This window comes from Vibrio rhodolitus, assembly GCF_003350325.1.
GTDB lineage: Bacteria > Pseudomonadota > Gammaproteobacteria > Enterobacterales > Vibrionaceae > Vibrio > Vibrio rhodolitus.
In genome coordinates, this window is record NZ_QLYZ01000001.1 from 1 (window position 1) to 19,509 (window position 19,509).

16 protein-coding genes and 1 pseudogene are annotated in these 19,509 nt (G+C 46.0%); 4 read left to right on the forward strand and 13 right to left on the reverse strand.

Translation table 11 applies throughout. The features are described 5' to 3' along the window. The 3 genes and pseudogenes from DPF93_RS21420 to DPF93_RS00015 form a co-directional block, all read right to left on the reverse strand. Positions 1-120 (reverse strand): annotated as a pseudogene (locus DPF93_RS21420) (IS4 family transposase); the annotation flags it as partial. Positions 121-547: 427 nt separating this feature from the next. Further along, on the reverse strand, positions 548-1,186 hold the full coding sequence (locus DPF93_RS00010) for a LysE family translocator (RefSeq protein WP_114764175.1): 639 nt from the start codon (positions 1,184-1,186) through the stop codon (positions 548-550). A gap of 49 nt (positions 1,187-1,235) precedes the next feature. Next, positions 1,236-2,075 carry an AraC family transcriptional regulator gene (locus DPF93_RS00015; RefSeq protein ID WP_114764176.1) on the reverse strand — a complete coding sequence of 280 codons (840 nt, stop codon included), beginning with the start codon at positions 2,073-2,075 and terminating at the stop codon, positions 1,236-1,238. A gap of 257 nt (positions 2,076-2,332) precedes the next feature. Here DPF93_RS00015 and DPF93_RS00020 point away from each other — a divergent pair, with 257 nt between their 5' ends. Beyond that, the gene (locus tag DPF93_RS00020; RefSeq protein ID WP_114764177.1) at positions 2,333-2,818 is read left to right on the forward strand and encodes a VOC family protein; all 486 of its coding nucleotides are present in this window, start codon (positions 2,333-2,335) and stop codon (positions 2,816-2,818) included. Between the two features lie 50 nt (positions 2,819-2,868). Here DPF93_RS00020 and DPF93_RS00025 read toward each other — a convergent pair whose 3' ends face one another. The 3 genes from DPF93_RS00025 to DPF93_RS00035 all read right to left on the reverse strand — a co-directional run bounded on the left by DPF93_RS00025 (position 2,869) and on the right by DPF93_RS00035 (position 5,277). Beyond that, positions 2,869-4,056 (reverse strand): alpha/beta hydrolase, encoded by a 1,188-nt coding sequence (locus DPF93_RS00025; RefSeq protein ID WP_114764178.1) that lies wholly within the window; start codon positions 4,054-4,056, stop codon positions 2,869-2,871. A 130-nt stretch (positions 4,057-4,186) separates the two neighbouring features. Further along, positions 4,187-4,873, reverse strand: coding sequence for a DNA-3-methyladenine glycosylase I (locus DPF93_RS00030; RefSeq protein ID WP_114764179.1), 687 nt, complete (start codon positions 4,871-4,873; stop codon positions 4,187-4,189). Further along, positions 4,870-5,277: a helix-turn-helix domain-containing protein gene (locus DPF93_RS00035; protein ID WP_114764180.1), complete on the reverse strand. Its 408-nt coding sequence runs from the start codon at positions 5,275-5,277 to the stop codon at positions 4,870-4,872. The genes DPF93_RS00030 and DPF93_RS00035 overlap by 4 nt, the downstream gene beginning before the upstream one ends. Positions 5,278-5,370: 93 nt before the next feature. Here DPF93_RS00035 and DPF93_RS00040 point away from each other — a divergent pair, with 93 nt between their 5' ends. Continuing rightward, complete coding sequence (locus DPF93_RS00040) at positions 5,371-5,832, forward strand: DUF2938 family protein (RefSeq protein ID WP_114764543.1); 462 nt, start codon at positions 5,371-5,373, stop codon at positions 5,830-5,832. Positions 5,833-5,896: 64 nt separating this feature from the next. Here the strand turns inward: DPF93_RS00040 and DPF93_RS00045 are convergent, their stop codons facing one another. The 4 genes from DPF93_RS00045 to DPF93_RS00065 form a co-directional block, all read right to left on the reverse strand. Continuing rightward, on the reverse strand, positions 5,897-6,496 hold the full coding sequence (locus tag DPF93_RS00045) for a thiol:disulfide interchange protein DsbA/DsbL (RefSeq protein WP_114764181.1): 600 nt from the start codon (positions 6,494-6,496) through the stop codon (positions 5,897-5,899). Between the two features lie 536 nt (positions 6,497-7,032). Continuing rightward, positions 7,033-9,846: an Hsp70 family protein gene (locus DPF93_RS00055; protein ID WP_114764183.1), complete on the reverse strand. Its 2,814-nt coding sequence runs from the start codon at positions 9,844-9,846 to the stop codon at positions 7,033-7,035. Positions 9,847-9,903: 57 nt separating this feature from the next. After that, positions 9,904-11,847 carry an Hsp70 family protein gene (locus tag DPF93_RS00060; RefSeq protein WP_114764184.1) on the reverse strand — a complete coding sequence of 648 codons (1,944 nt, stop codon included), beginning with the start codon at positions 11,845-11,847 and terminating at the stop codon, positions 9,904-9,906. Next, positions 11,847-12,479 (reverse strand): DUF2760 domain-containing protein, encoded by a 633-nt coding sequence (locus DPF93_RS00065; RefSeq protein WP_114764185.1) that lies wholly within the window; start codon positions 12,477-12,479, stop codon positions 11,847-11,849. Before DPF93_RS00065 ends, DPF93_RS00060 begins: the two co-directional genes overlap by 1 nt. A 302-nt stretch (positions 12,480-12,781) precedes the next feature. On the opposite strand from DPF93_RS00065, the gene DPF93_RS00070 reads away from it, so the two are divergent. Both DPF93_RS00070 and DPF93_RS00075 read left to right on the forward strand, forming a co-directional pair. Further along, positions 12,782-14,311: a sensor domain-containing diguanylate cyclase gene (locus tag DPF93_RS00070; RefSeq protein WP_114764186.1), complete on the forward strand. Its 1,530-nt coding sequence runs from the start codon at positions 12,782-12,784 to the stop codon at positions 14,309-14,311. A 97-nt stretch (positions 14,312-14,408) separates the two neighbouring features. Beyond that, the gene (locus tag DPF93_RS00075; protein WP_114764187.1) at positions 14,409-14,939 is read left to right on the forward strand and encodes a 3'-5' exonuclease; all 531 of its coding nucleotides are present in this window, start codon (positions 14,409-14,411) and stop codon (positions 14,937-14,939) included. 86 nt (positions 14,940-15,025) lie between these two features. Here the strand turns inward: DPF93_RS00075 and DPF93_RS00080 are convergent, their stop codons facing one another. The 3 genes from DPF93_RS00080 to DPF93_RS00090 all read right to left on the reverse strand — a co-directional run bounded on the left by DPF93_RS00080 (position 15,026) and on the right by DPF93_RS00090 (position 19,485). Then, a complete protein-coding gene (locus tag DPF93_RS00080) occupies positions 15,026-16,729 on the reverse strand; it encodes a methyl-accepting chemotaxis protein (protein ID WP_164675273.1) in 1,704 nt (567 codons plus the stop codon). Positions 16,730-17,046: 317 nt separating this feature from the next. Continuing rightward, positions 17,047-17,502: a tellurite resistance TerB family protein gene (locus tag DPF93_RS00085; RefSeq protein ID WP_114764189.1), complete on the reverse strand. Its 456-nt coding sequence runs from the start codon at positions 17,500-17,502 to the stop codon at positions 17,047-17,049. 57 nt (positions 17,503-17,559) lie between these two features. Further along, a complete protein-coding gene (locus DPF93_RS00090) occupies positions 17,560-19,485 on the reverse strand; it encodes an alkaline phosphatase D family protein (RefSeq protein ID WP_114764190.1) in 1,926 nt (641 codons plus the stop codon). Between the last annotated feature and the right edge of the window lie 24 nt (positions 19,486-19,509).

Genomic DNA, 19,509 nt, shown 5'->3' on the forward strand with positions numbered 1-19,509 from the left:
TGTAAGGTCCGAACCATCGAGTACCGTTTTAGTTGCAAGCATCAGAGATCTAAGTCGTTTTTTGTGAATGTTTGGGCACTGGTTTTCGATAGTTTGCTGTAGAATTTGAACATCGCGCATCGTTAGGAATTCCTATTAAATCCATTTAATCAGGTGTGTTTTTGGCGAAATTCATTAGATCAGAATGAGCGATGTGCGTCTACTCATTGTTTTATATGGAAATTATGAGGGGATTCTTAAGGTCCAGACTAAGTGAGCTAGAAGTACATAATCTAGCCTACAGTTGCCAAATGTGGCTGCATATTTATGTATACAATAATTACACGCTAACAATACTATTTGGCAGACTTCTGGGAGTTTCGCTCATGTGCTCTCTGCCATGTGGAGGAAGCTCGAAACCTAGGGATGAAATGTATCAGTTAAAAACTTATAAACACATAAAGGGGCATAAATAAGTTAGCCCCAATCTCACAAACTCGAATTTAGATAATTGCTAGCTTTGTGCAGGTGGTATTTTAGTACTGACTGCTGCGTCTAGGTGCGAGTTTTATAGCGGGATATAGTCGATAAAAAGTGCCATGCCGAAAAATACAAGGACGATTCCTGCGCCTCGCTCCACTAGGTGAATACTGTGCTTCAAGTTTGTTTGTACACGAGGTTGTCCGATAGTTGCTGCAATAAACAGATTCCAAAGTAGGACAACAAGAAACATCCACGCTCCACAAAATACTTGCTGCACTAGTGTTACTTCATTGCCTAGAATAACGGCCATGATACTCATATAGAACAAGGCGTTTTTGGGGTTGAGTAGAGCAGAGTTTAAACCAAGCAACAGCTGTTTTATTGCCGAAGGGACTTGCTCTTGTTCCGCCTCTAAAACAGCATCGCTTGCTTTACTTTTCAGTAACCTAGAGCCAATCCATAAAAGATAACCCGCACCTAAGATTTCAACGACTGAAAAAATAACAGGATTATCACGGATGCTTGTCCAACCAAAAATCGCGATCGCGATATAAATCGCATTGCCCAATGCGACCCCGAGACAAATAAATCGACTGCCTTGTAGTTTATGTCGGATTGAGTGACCAACTATTAAGAAAAAGTCCTGACCCGGACTTAATAGTGCGACGAAGTGAGCTAATGCCAGAGCGGGAAAAACAACAGGGAGAAGGGTCGAAAATAACATTTATGCTTACCTATAGTCTAAATCGTTGCCAAACTATAGATTTTTACATTTAAGAATTATTGTCGAAAATTGACGTTAGTTGTTGATATTGTCGCGGTGTTGAGGCGGTATAACTTACGAATGCTCGGTGCAATTGGCTTTGGTCTGAAAAGCCCACTTCAGTGGCAGCATCAACGATACTTACACCACACCTTAATAAACACTTAGCTTTTTCAACGCGATTATTGTTCAAAAATGATTTAGGCGTGATACCAAAATGGCGTTTAAAGTTTCGAATGAGAGTTTCTTTAGGGCGTCCAAACTCCTGAGCGATAATATCTAACGATGGAGGGTTCGCAATGTCCTGCAATAGGGTGCTTCTCAACTTATGAGCCAATTCGTCATCATTCTCCTCGGCACGTTGCGGCGAGCAGTAGCGACTTAAAATATTGAACAAAAAGCTATCGAGTTCTGCGGCAAGTTCTTGAGATTCTTGCTTTATCAGGCAGCTAATCAAGTCGGCTAGGTTTGTATCGTCTGCCATGCAAGCCAGTACGCTAGTGTCACAAGTATATTGGGTAACCTTATAGCCATATAAAGTTGATAGGACGTTACAACACCACGTGTTATCGATATAGAGCATCTGATAGCTGCGTGTCATACCTTCTACTGGATTACACGCATGAACAATATTTGGACCAATTAGAATAACGTCGCCTTTATTGAGAACTATCTTTCCCTCAGGCATGGACAATTGAGTTACGCCCGACTCGATGATCCCAATTGATAGTTCAGCGTGGCTGTGATCTTTGTAACCATACACACTATCTCGTGTCGTACGGATGGTCAGATGTGGAATAGTTTTGCTACTCCAAAAATGCTGATTAATTTCACGAACAGTATTAGCCACAGTGCAAACATCCTATAAAACTCTGCCACCATCGTATTTTACTGAATTACGTTATGCAACTAGTGCAGCATAAATGGTTGTTCGCAATGGGAGACGCGATTAGGGACATACACTAAAACTCCTTCTCGCTTCTAAATTATTATAAAATAAAATTATCATCCTTATAATTAATCATAATTTCACGTGATTGATTCATCTCCCTATACTCTCCTCATCGAAACAACATCGACATCAAATTAGACAGATTGGAGCACAGTATGAAAATGAATCACGTAGGCATTATGGTAGGCGAGATGGACAAAGCGGTTGAGTTTTACACTAAAGCTTTGGGCTTGCGCGTGGTGATGGGTAACACCAAAGTGATTGAAGAGCGTGAAAGTGCGATTGGTCGTATGTGTATCGCAGTATTCGGAGAAGGTTTTAAGGGCTTTAACATCGCGCACCTGGTTACGACAGATGGTATCGGTGTAGAGCTATTTGAAATGAAAGAGCGTCAAGAGCGCCACGAAGTCGACTTCTCTCGCTTAGGTATCTTCCACTTCTGTCTACAAACAGATGATTTTGAAGGCGTGATCAAACGCGTTGAAGAGTTCGGCGGCAAAGCGCGCATGGATATTATGCGTTACCACCCAGAAGACGACAGCAAACCAGCGCAAATGATCTACCTGGAAGACCCGTTTGGTAACCTATTTGAACTTTACTCGCACACCTATGAAGAGACTTACGCATCTGATTACGAGTAATGAGTATAAAAAAGACGGGCAATGCCCGTCTTTTTGCTATCTATAATTGCTTACTGAGCTTGAGCCGACTCGCTAAGCTTAAAGGTCGCCTTTAAGTCATCCATCATCAAGTCGTACCAAGGGTTAAAGGTGAGCCTTGCGTGAATATGTTTGTTCGCTTTTCCATCCCATGCGCTATACCACACTTCTTCCCCTGCATTACAACGCTTGATATCGTCAGCCGTCATATCTGAACCATTGCGGCAAATTCGCTCACTGCCATTGATGCCGTAGTAAGGGTTCTGCGGCGAATAGAGAATACCCATGTGCGACATATTACTAATGCGTAGCTTTTTACTATAACTATTGATGTAACGGGTTTTGCCTTCAACTGATGAAAGTTGATCACCAAACCAGATCAGTTTGTTATTTGGGTTGGTGAACTGAGAGTCGAATAACTGCTTGATTGCTCGGGTATCAAGCACACTATCGTGTTGAGTCAGCACCATAAATACTGGCTTATCATAGGGTTGTGACTCCAGCGTATCCGTCACCTGTTTACTGGTGTTGTAATACTGTGCAAAGCCATTGGTCGGCACCATAAAATAGCGCGTATAGTTGGTAACATTGCTCGGCTCGACATCGATCAGCCACGGTTTGATCCAGCTTATCCAAGGAGTGGCGAACGCGAGCGGCTCGTTGGAGACAAAACCCGGCGAGAAGAGCATCAGACCGGCGATATCTTCATCTTGAGCGGCATAGGAGTACGCAAGGTTACCCCCGGTAGAAAATCCCCCTAAATAAACCTCATCAACCTCTTGTGCGAGCAGGGCGACCTGCTTTTCAACTAACTGATTCCACTGCTTATAATCGACGTCCAGCATATCGGCTGGTCGTGAGCCATGACCTGTTAGCAGTACCGTACGCACCAAAAAGCCTTGTGCTCGCAGTGATTGAGCAATATCGACAAATGAATAGGGTGAATCACCTAAACCATGGATCAGCAACACGCCTTTGTTGTTTTTATTGCCGTTTGGTTTTAACTCTGAGGGCATATTAGCAAGCAACTCAGCGTTGGTATTATCAGTAAGAAAATAGCGATTATCGAGAAGCTGCTGTTTGGTTTGGGTCACGTAGTCGTCAAAGCTGTCATAGCTGGTGACAGGTTCAATGCCTGATGGTGTATAGAGTGGATGTACATCCTTTGATGCACACGCAACGGTCATCAATGGAAGTAGTAAAGCCAGTAGTGTTCGCATAAAAAGGAGAGATAGCAAAATTTGGTAGTAGTGATTTTACCTCATCTGGATGAATTGATTCTGAACGTCCATCATGGCCTTTGCACTTCTTGTGTAAAGAAGTGCAAAGGTGCGCATTAGAAATGCTGAATCATAGGCGATTATCACCGCTACTAAAGGCAATTATTTGGCTGATCTGAGTCAGACTTCGACCGCTTTGTTGCTGCCAATGAGTAAACGCTTGATTGCATTGCGCAAGTGAACGTTTAGTGTCTTTTCCACCTTCGATAATTTTGTAACTACGTAAATAGGCTTCCACATCACCAGAGAGGATGAAGGTATCCACGCCCACTTGGCGCAGTGAGTAGGGACCTGTGTTGCCACCTAGGCGTTGACCGTGTTTTTTCAGATAGAGCCACAATCCGGTAATGTCTTCGATTGGCCAGTTGGCAACCATCTGTGAAAACGAGCCATGCGCGATGCCAGCTTCATAGATCATCTGCGCGTTTGCCGCGATAGACATCACTTTGCTGTGGTGGCGAATAATTCGTTTGTCGGTGGACTTTATGTCCCATTGCTCATCAGAGAGCATCAAAAGTGGACCAATTTTAAAGCCGAAGAACAGCTCTTCAAAGTTTGGCCACTTGTTGCGCACGACTTTCCAACTCATGCCACTTTGAAATACTTTTTGTGAAAACGCAGATAGCCAACGATCATCGGGGATTTCAATAAGCTCTTGCTTGCTAAGTGGGGTGCTTAACATCGCTTCTAGTTGCGCTGCGCCACCTTTACGCTCGGCAGCGCGTTGATAAATGGCATCAAAATGTTCTAAGTTCACGCCGTTTCCTTACTATATTTTGTCGTCAAACTGACTTTTCGTATTAGTTTTTGAAAAGATGCGCAATCAAGGTGGTTTTCTGCTGGGCACTGAGCCACGTGTTCAAGGCTATCTCTTACTGCCAGCAATCGCTTAATTTCGCTGTTAAGCTGCTCGGCTTTTGCTGCCAGCAATGGACGATTGATGTTAAGTTGCTTTTCGCCATCAAACATCGCTTTGATTTCTTCCAGTGATAAGTTTGCCGCTTTACCTAAACTGATCAGGTTGAGTTTTTCTAGCACGCTAGGGTGATATTGCCGGCGTAGACCAACTCGCCCGTGTGAGCGGATTAAACCGATCTTTTCATAGTACCTAAGTGCGGATGCCTTGATGCCTGAACGCTTAGCAACCTCGGAAATATCCATATTCCACCTTGACTTAAAGTCAACTTCAAGTTGTACGCTGTGTTTAAGATAACAGCCTAAAGCGAAGAGTAAAAGGAGAGGTAGGTGGATTTGATGTGGTTAGGATTAAAAGCAATAGCTATCGGGATAATCGCGACGGTAGTGATGGATATGTGGAGTGTTTTCCAATCGAAAGTGCTTAAGATCCCAAGCTTAAATTACGCTCTAGTTGGTCGCTGGTTTCTATCGCTACCCAGCGGGAAATGGCAGCATAATACGATACTGCAAACTCCGACTCTCAAAGGTGAGCGCATGCTAGGTTGGTTGTTGCACTATGCCATCGGTGGCGTTTTTGCCGCGATTTACATACTGGGTGTTGGTGTGCAAGCTCAGCTTGAATTGGCTTTGCTGTTTGGCATGGTAACTTTGGTATTTCCCTTTTTCTTTTTGCAGCCTTGTTTGGGGTTTGGTGTTGCGGCGAGTAAAGTGCCGCATCCCAGTCGCGCACGGTTGATGTCACTTTGTACTCATTTAAGTTATGGCTTTGGTCTTTATCTTGCGATGAGGCTGATATAAGAGATTCCGGAGAGTGCAAAGTAAAAGCCAGAGCGATGCTCTGGCTTAGGTAGTTGAGTGGTTGTTACAGTGTCAGTAGGTAATTGACTAACTGGTTGTACTCATCGAAGCTCTTAATTTTATTCGCCACCACGATGTATTTGTCGTTCACCACCACTGCTGGTACGCCGCGCAGAGTACTATTGCTAAAACGTTCGTTGTATTCCGCTAACTTTTGCTCTACTGCTTTGCTGTTGTAAGCAAGATCAAACGCGTTGCTGCTTACGCCGTTGTCAGTGAAGACTTGACGTAGTTCGGCTTCATTTTGTGGCGCTTTACGCAGGATATGGATTTGCTCAAACATCTTCGGGATCATGGTGTCTTCAACTTGTAGTTGCACCATGGTTGCGTAGGCTTTCACCATAGGCTCAGCCATCGCGCCGCCCATAAAACCAACGTGCACTTTTTCAAACGTAACATCGTCAGCCAGTGCTGGCTTGAGGTTTTTAACGATGGATTCGAACTGGTAGCAGTGTGGGCAGTAGAAAGAGAAGTACTCAGTGACGGTCGGCTTGTCTGCTTTTGGTTGGTCGATAACCGTGTAGTAATCGCCTTCGGTAAAAGTCGTTGCTTGGACAGAAAATGCCATCACTAAGCTGGTGAATAGGGCAAATAGTTTCTTCATGATTTGAATTCCTAATATTTAACTTAATTTAATGCGCATGCGTTAAGCATGAAGTGTTCTGATTAGGGGTGAATTTATCGGGGGACGAAACAAAGTTTGAATCCGACTGATGGCTTTGCCTACGCTCTCTTGACCGATAGGGGCAATAGCACTGGGTGCGATTTGTAGGGCGTAGTGGGTCGGTTCAAAGGGCATTTTCATTACGCAAAATGAGGAGCAGCTTTGGTGCTCGACTTTGGCATGATGGTTTGCCGAATGGGGTTGGTTTTCTTGCTCGGGGCAAAAAGGCTCAGCGCTAGACTCGACTGAGGTTAGCTCCACGCTTACAGGGTGGTTTGGTATTTGAGTGCTGGCTTGAACGGCGTTGATGGCACTAAGCCATAACAAGCAAAACGCGCTAAACAGAGCGATCAATAACTGTCGATTTGTTTTTTGCATCAATGCACTACCTTGTTCCAATCCCTGCTCATATTACTTGCGTCGATAAACAAAAGCCACCTTGTTTACAAACTTGTTAAACAGGTGGCTTGGTTCGATTAATGATTAACTAAGGTTAAGCCGCTTGGCAGAGCATCACCAAAGACGCGTTTTGACTCAGTTGCAGACAGCTCTTTGACTTCAGCCACCAACTCTAGCCATGACTCAGGCACTTTACTCTGCTTAAGTTTCGCTAATACTTGCTGGCGGTAGTCATCAGAAATATCAAACAGGCGATCGCCCGTTTTGCGACAAATCATAACCGCCGCGAAGGCAATCATCGGCTCTTTCTGCCAGTTTTGTTCAAGTATCTTAGGTAGCCATTGTTCCGCTTGCTCACGGCTTACCACATTGTGTTGGCTGCCATAAAGTGGCGCGCGCGACGCTAGGCGACCTAACGCCCACCAGTGCGCTTGTTGGAACTGATTGTGGTTGATGGCTTTGCTTAAGAACCAACTGCTGAGCAGCACTTTATCTTTCACATCCAATTGCTCTAAGGAGGCAGAGAGACGTACCATGGATTCATACCCCATATCTTGCGCCGCTTTGGCAGATTGTGGGTTTTTCATCGCGCCAGGGTGCAGATATTTGGCGATATCTGCCAAGATGCTTTCTTGCTGCTCTTGATTTAAGCCGCCGGCAATGCGGCGCCAGAACACCCACCAGTCTGTCCAACCTTGATGGTTTTTAAACTGGATACCCTGTTGGTATAGGCTCCACACCTGTTCAATACGCCAGCCATCGGTGGCATCACCAAAGCCTGGGCGTAGTGAGAAACCAGCCAATCGTAGCCAGTTTTTCTCATGTTGCTCAGAGCGGCGACGACGCTTACGCCCGGTGGCAAAAGCATCAAACAGTTGACGCAGGGTAGCGAAGTCCCACTCATCACGTTGACCAAGGCGTTTTTCCAGATCTTTAGCCAGCGTCTTGATTTCGTTGTTTTCAGCGCTCTTTTTATTGGCGCTGTAGATACGGGTAATCAGCTCTTTACACTCGCTTAAACGCGGGTGAAGATTCTGTTCTTCCTCAGCAGCTTGTTGGTTGCGTACTTCAAATTCCAGCGCCCAGCGTTTGCTTTCGTCCTGAGTTGAAACGCATTCCATCTTCAAGGTACCCACTTCGGTAAGCTGACAAGCAAGCAGAACTTCAACGCGCTCTTTTTGGTTGGCGTGCAGTTCCACCCCTTCGCTATCCAAGGTCGAAATATAAGGCGGCAGTGGCTGGAATAGGTCTGGGTCGACGTTAACCATCACACCGTTTTGGATTGCCGTTTGGTTACTGAGCGTATCGTGAGTCGAGGTCAGCAAATTAAAGCGTACTGGCTCACCAAGTGTTAGCGAGAAACGGCGACCACTTAAGCGGATCTCTTGACCTTCTTCAGTGCCTTTAGCCAGTAAACAGAGCGCTTTACCAAGCTTGTTTTTCTCTTGTAGGTGCAAGAAGTAAGAGCGCGCCGCGCCGCCACCGATTTTAAGCTGCGCGCCACGGCGAGCTTTACCAAAGGCGACCGCGCCGAGTGCCACTGACCAATCTGGATGAGGGTTATCCAGCACTGTGATGTCACCGCCGCGCCAGTTTTCTAGTAAGGTAGTGACGCGATCGGTAATGAGTTCACTATTGAATACACCACCGTTAAGCAACAAGCCGACTGGAATCGCGGTTTGTTTGTCATCTTCAATGCCCAGCGCAGCACGGGACACTTGCTGATGCTGAGTTAAGAACTCCGCCACATGCTTACTGACCGCCGGATCTGCCACATAAGGCAGACCAAACTCAACCACCGCACTGCGGCGTTTATCTGGAAGTTCAGCAAAGTCGCTAATAGGGAAGAAGCCATCCAGTGCGATTTGGTGCACTTCGGCTTTGTTCAAATCGATACTTTTAGTGCCGCCAAGCAGCTTAGAGCCGCTACCGAGCATAGTGATTTTCACTTGCTCAGGTGCGTTAGCTGATAACAGGTTTTCTTTTGCTTTGCGCGTTTGCTGAATTAGCTTGGTAAGGCTGGCTGCATTAAGCTTTTTGTTTTGATTGAAGCGACTTTCCGCAAGGTGAGCTAGAGCTAAGTCGAGGTTATCACCGCCAAGCATTAAGTGTTCGCCCACGCCAATACGGTTCAGTGCGAGCTCATCGCCATTGTCGGCAGCAAAACTGGCTTCAATCAAACTTAAGTCGGTGGTACCACCACCCACGTCGCACACCAAAATCAGCGGCAGTTGTTTCAGTTCATCGGCAGCGGTTTGCTGGTGGCGAGCGTACCAGTCGTAACAAACAGCCTGCGGTTCTTCAAGCAAGACGATTTTATTTAAGCCTGCCAATGCTGCCGCTTCCAAGGTGAGTTTTCGCGCCGTCTCATCAAATGAGGCAGGCACTGTCACAACCACATCTTGGTCTTCGAGTTTGTTGCTTGGGTTGCGGTAGTTCCACGCTTGGCGGATGTGATTTAAGTAGCTGGCACTGGCGACTACCGGTGAGACTTTCTCAACATCGCTAGCGCCTGCCCAAGGCAGAATGTCTGAACTGCGGTCAACTGCTTGGTGTGATAGCCAGCTTTTCGCACTGGAAACTTGGCGACCTTCGACTTTGGCGCCCAACTCACGTGCCCATTCACCAATGATCACATGTTCAATATCACCGGCAACTGGCTGGTTTTGCCAAGGCAGGGTGAGATCGCTTGGTGAGATTTGCCCCACCGCAGGATGGTAACGAAAAGAGGGCAGGAGCGGCTTACGCACCACTTCACCCGCGCCAATCAGCTGGTCGATAGCAAATAGGGAGACTTCGGATTGTTGTAGGTCGTCGGTGATTTCACAGTAAGCCACCACAGTATTGGTGGTGCCAAGGTCAATACCAACGAGAAAACGAGGAGATGCCATTACAAACCTTCGTGTATTCAAAAAACGGCACCCGATTGGATGCCGTTAGATTGTCTTTTATTGTTTTTCGTTTGCGTCGTTTTTCGCGTCTTCGCGGACGTCAAACTCAACGTGCCATTTTTGACCGTTGTCTGCGGCAATCGCTTCAAGGTAAAGCGTGCCAAGCTCGGTTACGCGAGAGGCTAGGGTTACTGGAACCACTTCACCTTCACGGCGACCCTCGGATACTGGCAGCGTCACCTGAATTTCAGGCAGCTCTTCAAGCTCTTCTGGCGCCCAGTAATCAAGGTGAGTACCAGCTAGGTCATCACGACGTACTGTTGAACCGAAGAATTGGAAGTTAACCGGTTGACCGATGATAAGACCAAACTCTTGGCTTGGTACATCAACACTTGAGCCTTCTTCCATGCCAAATGGTGCGACACAAAGCGCTTCCATTGGTGGTGCCATGCCTGGAATCGCTGGCATCGCGCTTTCAATACCCACGTAGTAGCTTGATGCGATACCACCGCGAATACGAACACCTTGACCACGACGTACAGAGCCGTAGTAAGACGCACCGCTTGCCACCGCAAGATCTAAATCAGTGCCAGTTAGGCGTTTTGGCAATTCAGCGTCTGCATCAATCAGCCATTCACCAATCGTTTCTTCTAAGCGGTTTGCAAGCAGTGTTGATTTAAGTACACCACCGTTGAATAGAATCGCGGTTGGTTTGATAAAGTCCGCTGATGGCGCATCACCGCCCATGCCTGGCATGCCAGCAAATGGGTTGTACTCTTGCGCTGGTGCAGCGTCGCCTGAAGCTAAAAGGGCATTAGCTTGCTTAGATAGGAAAGCCGCAATATGACGAGTAATGCCCGCATCTTGTGCGTAAGGCAGACCCATTTGCGTTAATGCGCCGCGGTTACGTTGTACCGGGTGCTCAGTGATCGCTACTTTCGGGAAGAAGCCATCAACCAGAGTTTGTAGTACTTCTTGCTGAGTAAGCTCAGTTTTCAGCGTTGCGCCAAGCAGTTTTGAACCACGGCTTGGTACTACGATTGGCACTGATTGCAATTCTGCATCGTTAAGCAGTGCTTCTTTTGCATCACGACACGCGTGAGTCATCGCTTGAACTTGCCATGGTTGCAGCTCTTTGCCTTCTTGCGCTAGTTTCATTTTTAGGCGGTAAGCCAGCGCGAGATCCATGTTGTCACCGCCGAGTAGGATGTGTTCACCTACTGCAATACGGTTAAGCGTTAGATTGCCATCTTCTTCAGTTACTTCAACCAAAGAAAGGTCAGTGGTACCACCACCGATATCGACCACAAGTACGATGTCACCGACGACAACTTGTTCACGCCATTTATCGCCGCTGTTGTCGATCCAGTTGTAAAGTGCCGCTTGTGGTTCTTCTAGCAGAGTAAGGTGCACAAGACCAACATTACGCGCCGCTTCTGCGGTTAAGTCACGTGCTGCTGGGTCAAATGATGCAGGAACAGTGATCGTCACATCTTGCTCTTGCAGCGGATCATTTGGATGAGCGTGATTCCATGCGGCAGTTAGATGCTCTAGGTACAACTCAGTTGCGCGTAGTGGCGATACTTTTTCTACTTCTTCTGGGCTGCCCGCAGGAAGGAAAGCATCACGGCGGTTGACACCACCATGGCAAAGCCATGATTTAGCACTTGCGATCAAACGAATTGGCGTTTTAGAACCTAGGTTACGTGCAATTGCACCAACCAGTGCTTTTGGCTCGGTTGACCAAGGTAGGACGCGAGATGATGGGTCCATCTCATGTTCGTGTGGTTGGTATAGGAACGAGCCAAGTTGGCTACGAGTTTCCACAGTACCTGGCGCGGTGAGCTGAGGGATTGGCATCACTTCAACTTGCGCGTCTTCGTTGCGCGTGTCTAAGAAAGACATCACACAGTGCGTGGTACCTAAGTCGATACCGACGCTAAATGCTGGATGAGTCTGCTCAGCTGCTGCAGATTCAGTTGTTGCTTGTTGGTGTTCCATTACAGCTCTACCTCAGCTGGAGCAATTACTGAAGCGTCGTAGTTTTCAGCCAGTTTAGGCAGCTTCATGTCGGTTGCTTTCCAACCTTTGTGTACTAGCGTGCCGTTGAATGGCGCTTGACCCGTTACATTGCCAGTTAGGCGCACTTGTTGTGGGTTGAAGCCTTCTTCAACGGTGATACGAGTTTCTTCTTCTTCGTTGCGAATGTGCTCTAGCGTTACGTAGTCAGCCAGTACTTTTTGACCGCCAGTGTGGATAACGCGAGCCGCCGCGCCCACTTCTTCGTCTGAGAATGAGGTTAGGTCTTCTTTTAGGAAGTCAATCAAACGCGCTTCTTGTTGCATGATAGAAAGCAATTGCATTGCTGAATCTGTGTTTGCAGTTGCCAGTTTTGATTCAACTTCGACAACTTTCTCAATCACTTTTTCAACTTCGACAATTTTTTCTACTTCAACGATCTTTTCGACTGGTTTTTCAACCTCAACGATTTTCTCAACCGGTTTTTCGACCACTTTCTCAATCACTTTGGATTTGCGCGAAACGGCAACGAGAAGTAATAGAACACTAGAAGCCGCAAGACCTGCGTGCAACATATCGAACGTTTGAGGAATCATTTGTAAATCGAACGTCATGACAATTCTCTTTCTTGGTTAGAGTTCAAGTTTTGCTTGAACAAAACTTGGGCTAATAGCCAGTAATCATAAGTAAATTGGGGTGGATGGTAACACATTCAAGTCGCGAAGCTTGAAGAAAACACACTAGAAATAGTATAGACAGCGTCAGTTGATTTGTTTTTGAGCAAGATTTTTGCTGTTTGTGGTAAATTCAGTGTCTATTTCTCATCTTGAAGCAAATGCTTGCAAGAAAAGATTTAGTCGATGTGAAGTTAAGGTTAGTATGCGCAATGTAATTAAGTGAACAGAATACGATATGCATGCAGTTTAAACTAGACAAGAAGTGGCTCTATAGTGGTAGTGCGTTTCTTATCACCATGTTGGTGACCTTTTTCGTCGCGTTTTATTCCTATCAAATGCAAGTTAGCTACGGCAAACGGATGTTTGAAAGCCTAGCTGAGAGACAAACCGAGATCCTAAAAGAGTTCCTCGACAACGATCTGGACCAAATAGGCACCGGTGCCAACTTCTTTTATTCAGTCGACTCAAACCAATGGTCGCAGTTTCCGACGTTTGCCAATGAAGTCATTGCCGCTTCAGACACGCTGATCACCTTGCAGTGGATGCAAAAAGTCGAGAAGCACCAAATCCCGCAATTTATCGAGCAAGTGCGTCAGCAGCATCCTGATTTTCGTTTGTATACCGTTCCAAAAGATCAGCCGATTACTTATGGCTACATGATGCCAAATGATGAGCCGGTTTTCGTTGCGCGTGATATTTACCCAGACAATGCCATCAACCAAAAAGTTTTGGGATTTTATGATGCCAGAGTGCGCTTTCAACTGATTCTCGACAACATGCGTATTCAGCATAAAGTCAGCGTTTCTGACAAGGTACGTTTGCTGCAAGATGGGCATGAGCGCAGCACCAAAAAAGATGGCATTTTGGTTTATCACCCAGTCTTTGACCGCAATAACGGACAAGAGTTGATTGGTGTGGTGATTGGGGTGATTCGTACCTCGCAATACTTTAATGGCTTAATGACGCGCACCGCGGCGAAAACTCAACTCGAAGTAAGAGTGGTGGACTTGGGATTCGATGCTGAAGATGACCCAATTCTGTTTGAAAGTAAAAACTGGAGCCAATCGCAAGGTCATGAGATCAATACCCAAATTGATTTGCCCAATCGTTCTTGGTCGCTCAGCTTTCGTTTAACGGAAGATATTACCGCGAACGATGAATTGATCCTTATCGCTATCACCTTTGGCGGTGTGGTGATTGCTGGCTTATTGAGTTATATCGTGTTTATGCAGGTGCGGGCGCAGGCTCACCTTGAGTCTTTGCTCGAAGAGCGCACCGAAGAGCTGCGTTTTTTGGTGCAGCATGACACAGTGACAGGTTTGTATAACCGACGAGCATTTAATGACTTTATCGCACAGGCGATTGATGCCGCAGAGCCGTTTAGTTTGATTGGTTTTGATATCGATAATTTCAAACAGATCAACGACAGCTTTGGTCATCCCGGTGGCGATCAAATGCTGGCGCATGTAGCCAATACTGTTACCCGCTATTTGCAGGCAGGTGATCGCTTAATTCGCTTGGGCGGAGATGAGTTTTGTATTATTAGCTCGGTGGCGAATACCCAACAGCTAGAGCAATATTTGCATCGTATCCGTGAAGGGGTGTGTAACAGCTATATCTCTCTCAACCAGCAAGAGGTTGCTTGTACCTTAAGTATTGGCGCCGCGATTCGTAATGGGGAAGATGCTGAACAATTAATGCAACTCGCCGATGCACAACTCTATGCGAGCAAAAAAGCAGGGCGAAATCGTGTCACAATTGCCCAATAACTCGACGAACAGTCAGCAATGCATTGTGGTTAGGCTTGGGTTAGCCAGCGCTTTACGGTAAAATTTCGCCCTTTAGTTACAACCTACCGGGCGAGTCATGAATCACAACCGTATTGTTTGTTTCGATCTAGAAATGTGCTGCTGGAATGAGAATGGCGTGGGCACCACAGGCGAAATCATCGAGATTGGTTTAGCAGAAATCGATCTTGTGAAAGGTGAAATTGTTAAACGCGCCCAGTATTACGTTAAGCCTGAGCATGATGAAGTATCGCTATTTTGCGCTGAGTTAACGGGTATTACCCCGCGCAAAATTGAAAAGCAAGGTCGTCCCCTTGGTGAAGTGATCAAGTCGATGATCAAGAACTTTGGTGGGGCGAATAAAATCTATGCGGCATGGGGTCGTGACGACCAAGTTTTGGCAAAAGAGTGTGCTGATAAAGGGTTGGAAATGCCATTTAATGAGTACCTCAATTTGGCAACTTTGTATCGCATTCAAAATCGTTTAAAAGATAAACGTATTGGTCACAAAGCCGCGCAAGAAGCAAAGAACATTGAGTGGGAAGGTCGTCAGCATTCAGGCTATGTTGATGCGTATAATCTCGCAAAGCTGGCTCTGACCATGTTCTAATGGACTATGTTCCAACAGACAACTGACATTAATGGCAAAGCCCCGCTCAACGAGTGGGGCTTTGTGTTTTAAGATGCTGGCGGCAGTTAGACTTTAAACTGCTCTACGGTAGCCAGCAGTGTTTGATTGCGACCGTTTAGCTCATTGGCGTTTTGCGTTGTCTGATCGCCATTGCTGACCAATATTCTTACCATCTCCTGAATGCGCACCATGTTTTTATTGATCTCCTCTGAGACGGTGCTTTGCTCCTTAGCAGAAGAAGCGATTTGCGCGACGAGATTATTGATGTCGTCGGTAAAGGTCATCATTGAATCCAATGATTGAGTCACATGGCTGGTTTGGTCTTCATAAAGTTTACAACGGTGTTTGGTTGACTCCATATTCGCCACCACCGCGTCGTTGCCCGTTTGCAACTTGCTGAGCATGTCGTTAATTTCTGATGTGCTTTGACGAGTACGTGAGGCTAGAGCGCGCACTTCATCTGCCACCACAGCAAAGCCGCGCCCTTGTTCACCCGCGCGCGCCGCTTCGATTGCAGCATTGAGCGCCAGCAAGTTGGTTTGCTCGGCAATATCACCAATCACCACCAAAGTATCACCGATTTTTTGCGTATCTTTACTCATCGCAATCACGGCTTCAGAGGTTTTATCCACTTCGTCGACCAAAGCTTGTAGGCTCGATAAGGCATCTTGCATCACCTGTTTCGAGCGGTTGCTGGCTTCTTTTGCCGTTTCGGTATGATTAGATGCTTGCAGCGCATCGTTAGTCACCGCATCTGAAGAGGCGCTCATTTCATGAATCGAGGTGACAACTTGATCCATTTCGGTTTGGTGAGACTGGAACAGTTTTTGGTTTTCTTTCGCCTGCTGCTCTAATTCATTGATTGAACTGCTGGTTTCATGACAAGACTGAACTACGCTGCCGACAAGCTCTTGTAGTTGGGCAATAAAGGTGTTGATGTCTTTCGAGATCGCACCAAACTCATCGTTCGATACCACTTGTAGCCTTTGGGTCAGATCGGCTTCGCCACTGGCGAGATCGTTGACGACCTTTCTCAGTGAAGTGATAGGTTTAAACAGCAGATGAATCGAGAACATACTCAGCGGGGCAATAATTAGAGCAGCAACGAGCAAGGCGTAAGTAATTTTTTGGCTGACAGCAGCTGCGTTTTGTTCGGTATAGTCTTGGTTAACGAAGGCTTTAAGCGTCCAGTCTTTGTCATGTACTTTAATTGGCATCGATTGTTCGATTAGATCGCCAGTTTGTAAGTTAGAGAAGACATTGTTGTTGCTAGCATCATACAGCTCCATATACGTGCCAGGAACGGCAGCGCTAGTTAGAGCGTCGGTGAGAAACTGCAAATCGAGTACATAGACGGTTCCCGTTTCTGCGTTCTCGGGCACTATGATATGAATTTGCGGCTTATCATCTTGATAAAACACATCACCAACGCTGAGTTTGCCATTGGTTTGCGCCACCATTTGTTTATATTTTTCGCCACTGGCTTGGTCGTCGAGCATGCCATCTTTGTCAAATATCACACCAAAATTGATTTTTATGATGTTACTGAAGTCAGTTTTCTCAATGATGCCAGCGACTTGAAGCAAGCTCACATCGAGTGATTCAGCGAGTCGGATATTTCCTGCAATATTTTGCGAGATACCGCTATTGACCAATTGCATTTGCGCGTTGATGGTTTGTTGATCACTTGCCTCAATATAGTTTTCAATAAAATTGTTGGCGCTGATGTAACAAGTGACGATGGTGACGGTAATGATTGACACTACCATACAGTAGAGCTTTGTCTTAAACGACCGTGATTTCATATTTGCCTATGTCCATATAATATCTAACTGATAGATAGCATAATTAGGCATTTTGTCTTTGTATGTGATGAACCTAATAACAATGCGCAAAAAGTGCACAAATTTATTTTTGGGTATCGAATCTAAATATTTGAAATAGTTATGTAAATTTAGATTGTGCTTATCGAGTCGATATGCAGCTGCAATAGTATACTCAGGCAAGGTTTAATCGAGACTAAGGATGAGTAGTGACGCGCTTCAAAGGGAGCAAGCTTTGCTCGCGCAAAGCTTGGAAAGGCGCTTTAGTTCGTTTTGTTTTCCGTGACCGACAATTTTGCGCGGATAAATTCGCTGTGATCTACATAGAGCAGTTCTGCCGTTTTACGGATCACCGCATCTTCTAGCGGATCTATTTCGCCATCAGCATGAGCGATTTCCCACATCGCCTGAATCAGCTCATAGCGGGTCTCTTGGCTTAATTCACGCAACTGAGAAGTGAAGTCATACAGTGACGCAGCTTCATTCGCTTTGGTTTGAGCTCGGCTGAGCAGAGCTTCTGTTTGCGCCGAGTCTAAATTGAGTAAGCGGCTAACAAGTTGCTGCTTAGCGATTGCTTCCTGAGGGTCGATTTGGTGATCCGCACCGGCGACTTCACATAACAGGCAAGCGATCGCTAGGTTTGGATCTGCTTTGTGCTGCTCGCCAAGATCGCTGCCTTCAAGTAACTGTTTAAAAAGTTTAGTAATAGAGTTGAGCATAGACATTGCCACTTTTGTTTAGATCATAGTTCTATACATAGTGGCATTTGACTTAGATCACAAGCTTTGCTCAATCGGAGGAAAGTGAATACTTTCTCCTTTGCCGGTTAAGATGGAGATTTCACTCGGTTTTCCATGTGAGTCCAGTTTTAGTTCGCCAACGGCACTGGTGTTGACCAAACGGCGAGAGCCGGGAATATCAGGATCGCGTTTAAATACCTTTAAACGCTTACGTTTGGTGAGGTAGTTAAGTGGTGAACGCGGTGAATAAATTGCACGGTCAATCCGGTCACAAATTCCCAATAGCGGCTCAGGAAATTGATTTTTAAATCCACTACAGGTGATTTGGTAAATGTTCGGGCTCGATTTTCTAAATCTTAGTTTGATGTCGTAAGCAAAAGAGTAGTGCACATCTCCGGACAAAATCACAAAGTTGGTCGGCGTTTTAGTATGGGTAAAGATACTCAAAAGCGTATTGGCACTGCCGGGGTGCGCCATCCAGTTTTCAGCATCAATAAGCAGTGGTTGACCAAGAAGGGTCATACTCTTTTGTAGCGCTTCAATAAACTTGACGCCAAACATGGGCGCGGCAGAAATTACCACGACTTTGTCTTGGTGCATTAACTCTTGCTGAAATTCGATCAGCGCTTCCCAGTCCATAAGCCCCGAAGGTTTGTTCATTCGCGACTCAGAGCGCCAGCGACGGGTACGGGTATCCAACACCACAACTTTCGGTGAGCTATGGATGGTATAGTGCCATTTCTCAAAGCTGTAGAGATATTGAATAAGATCGTCTTGGCGTCGCTGATCGTCAGCTTCATCACTGCTGTTAGAAAAATAGTGGCTTGCTAATTGCCAAAGTTCGCTTGGGAAGTTATCTGGTTCATTACCCCAACCTTGACACAGCCAATAGCTCAGCAATCCATTACCGATAATGCGTTTGGCAAAAGAGTTCTCATAGGCGGCTTTTTCCCAACCAACGGTTAAATTCCAATCATCAGTGATGTCATGATCATCAAAAATCATATAGGTAGGGATATGTGCCATTAGACGCGCGGTATGAGACAAACCAGAGACAAAGCGCTCGATGTGCTGTTTTTCTTCATGCCAGTGCTTGATGTTTGTCGCCGAGAAGCGTTCGCCGGACGGACAAAAATCTTGCTGATCAAGTAGATTAATATCGACACAGCGCCATAGCGAAGGAGACCACACCAATAAGTACATTGTGATAAACTCACTGAATGTGATGAGGTGGTTTTCACATTCACGCGAGCTAAAGATTGGCGTGTGTTTAGGTAAAATTAAACGGTTTAACCAATGACTCTCATCGTTGTAGCTTGGTAGCAGCTTATCTCTTTGATAGTAACAATATGGATGGTCAAACAGCGCTTGGCTTGATGCAATCGGTGCTTGGGAAAATTGTTCGCTGCGTAGGCCGAGCAACTGACAAACTTGATGGATAGCGCTAAGCATTGGACCTGCGACATGATCGGCATAGATTTGATCGCCGCTCATCATTAGCATGTCAGGGCGCGATTCTAACGCAAGTTTGCTCACTTTAAGGTCGGCTTGAATTAATGCATCTGGCGCAGGATGGTGAGGGTTGCGACATGAGCCATGTAGCAAGTAATCTGCTTTGGTAGAAATGCGAAAAGTCGGACGCATTTCATCTTGGTAGAGCCACTCAGGCTGCAGTTTCGATAGTTCACCATCTTGGGTGCAAAATTCATAGCTAAGAGCAACATTGGCAGGGAACTGCCCTTTAAACTGTGCCAACACGATAAACGCGCGCTCTCCGACTTGTACTTGCTGACAACTATCCAGCGGAGCTGAGAAAATTACGCTGTTATCTGCTTCAGCAAATAATTGAAAAGTTCCTTTAAGAGGCTCGCGCGTGACTAGCCAGAAGACCAATTCATTTTGAGTTGTTTTGCGAAGAATGGGACCGGCTAAAACTAGCGGTAAAGTTTGCTTGTTGCTCATGCAGAAATTCAGTTACACCTTGTT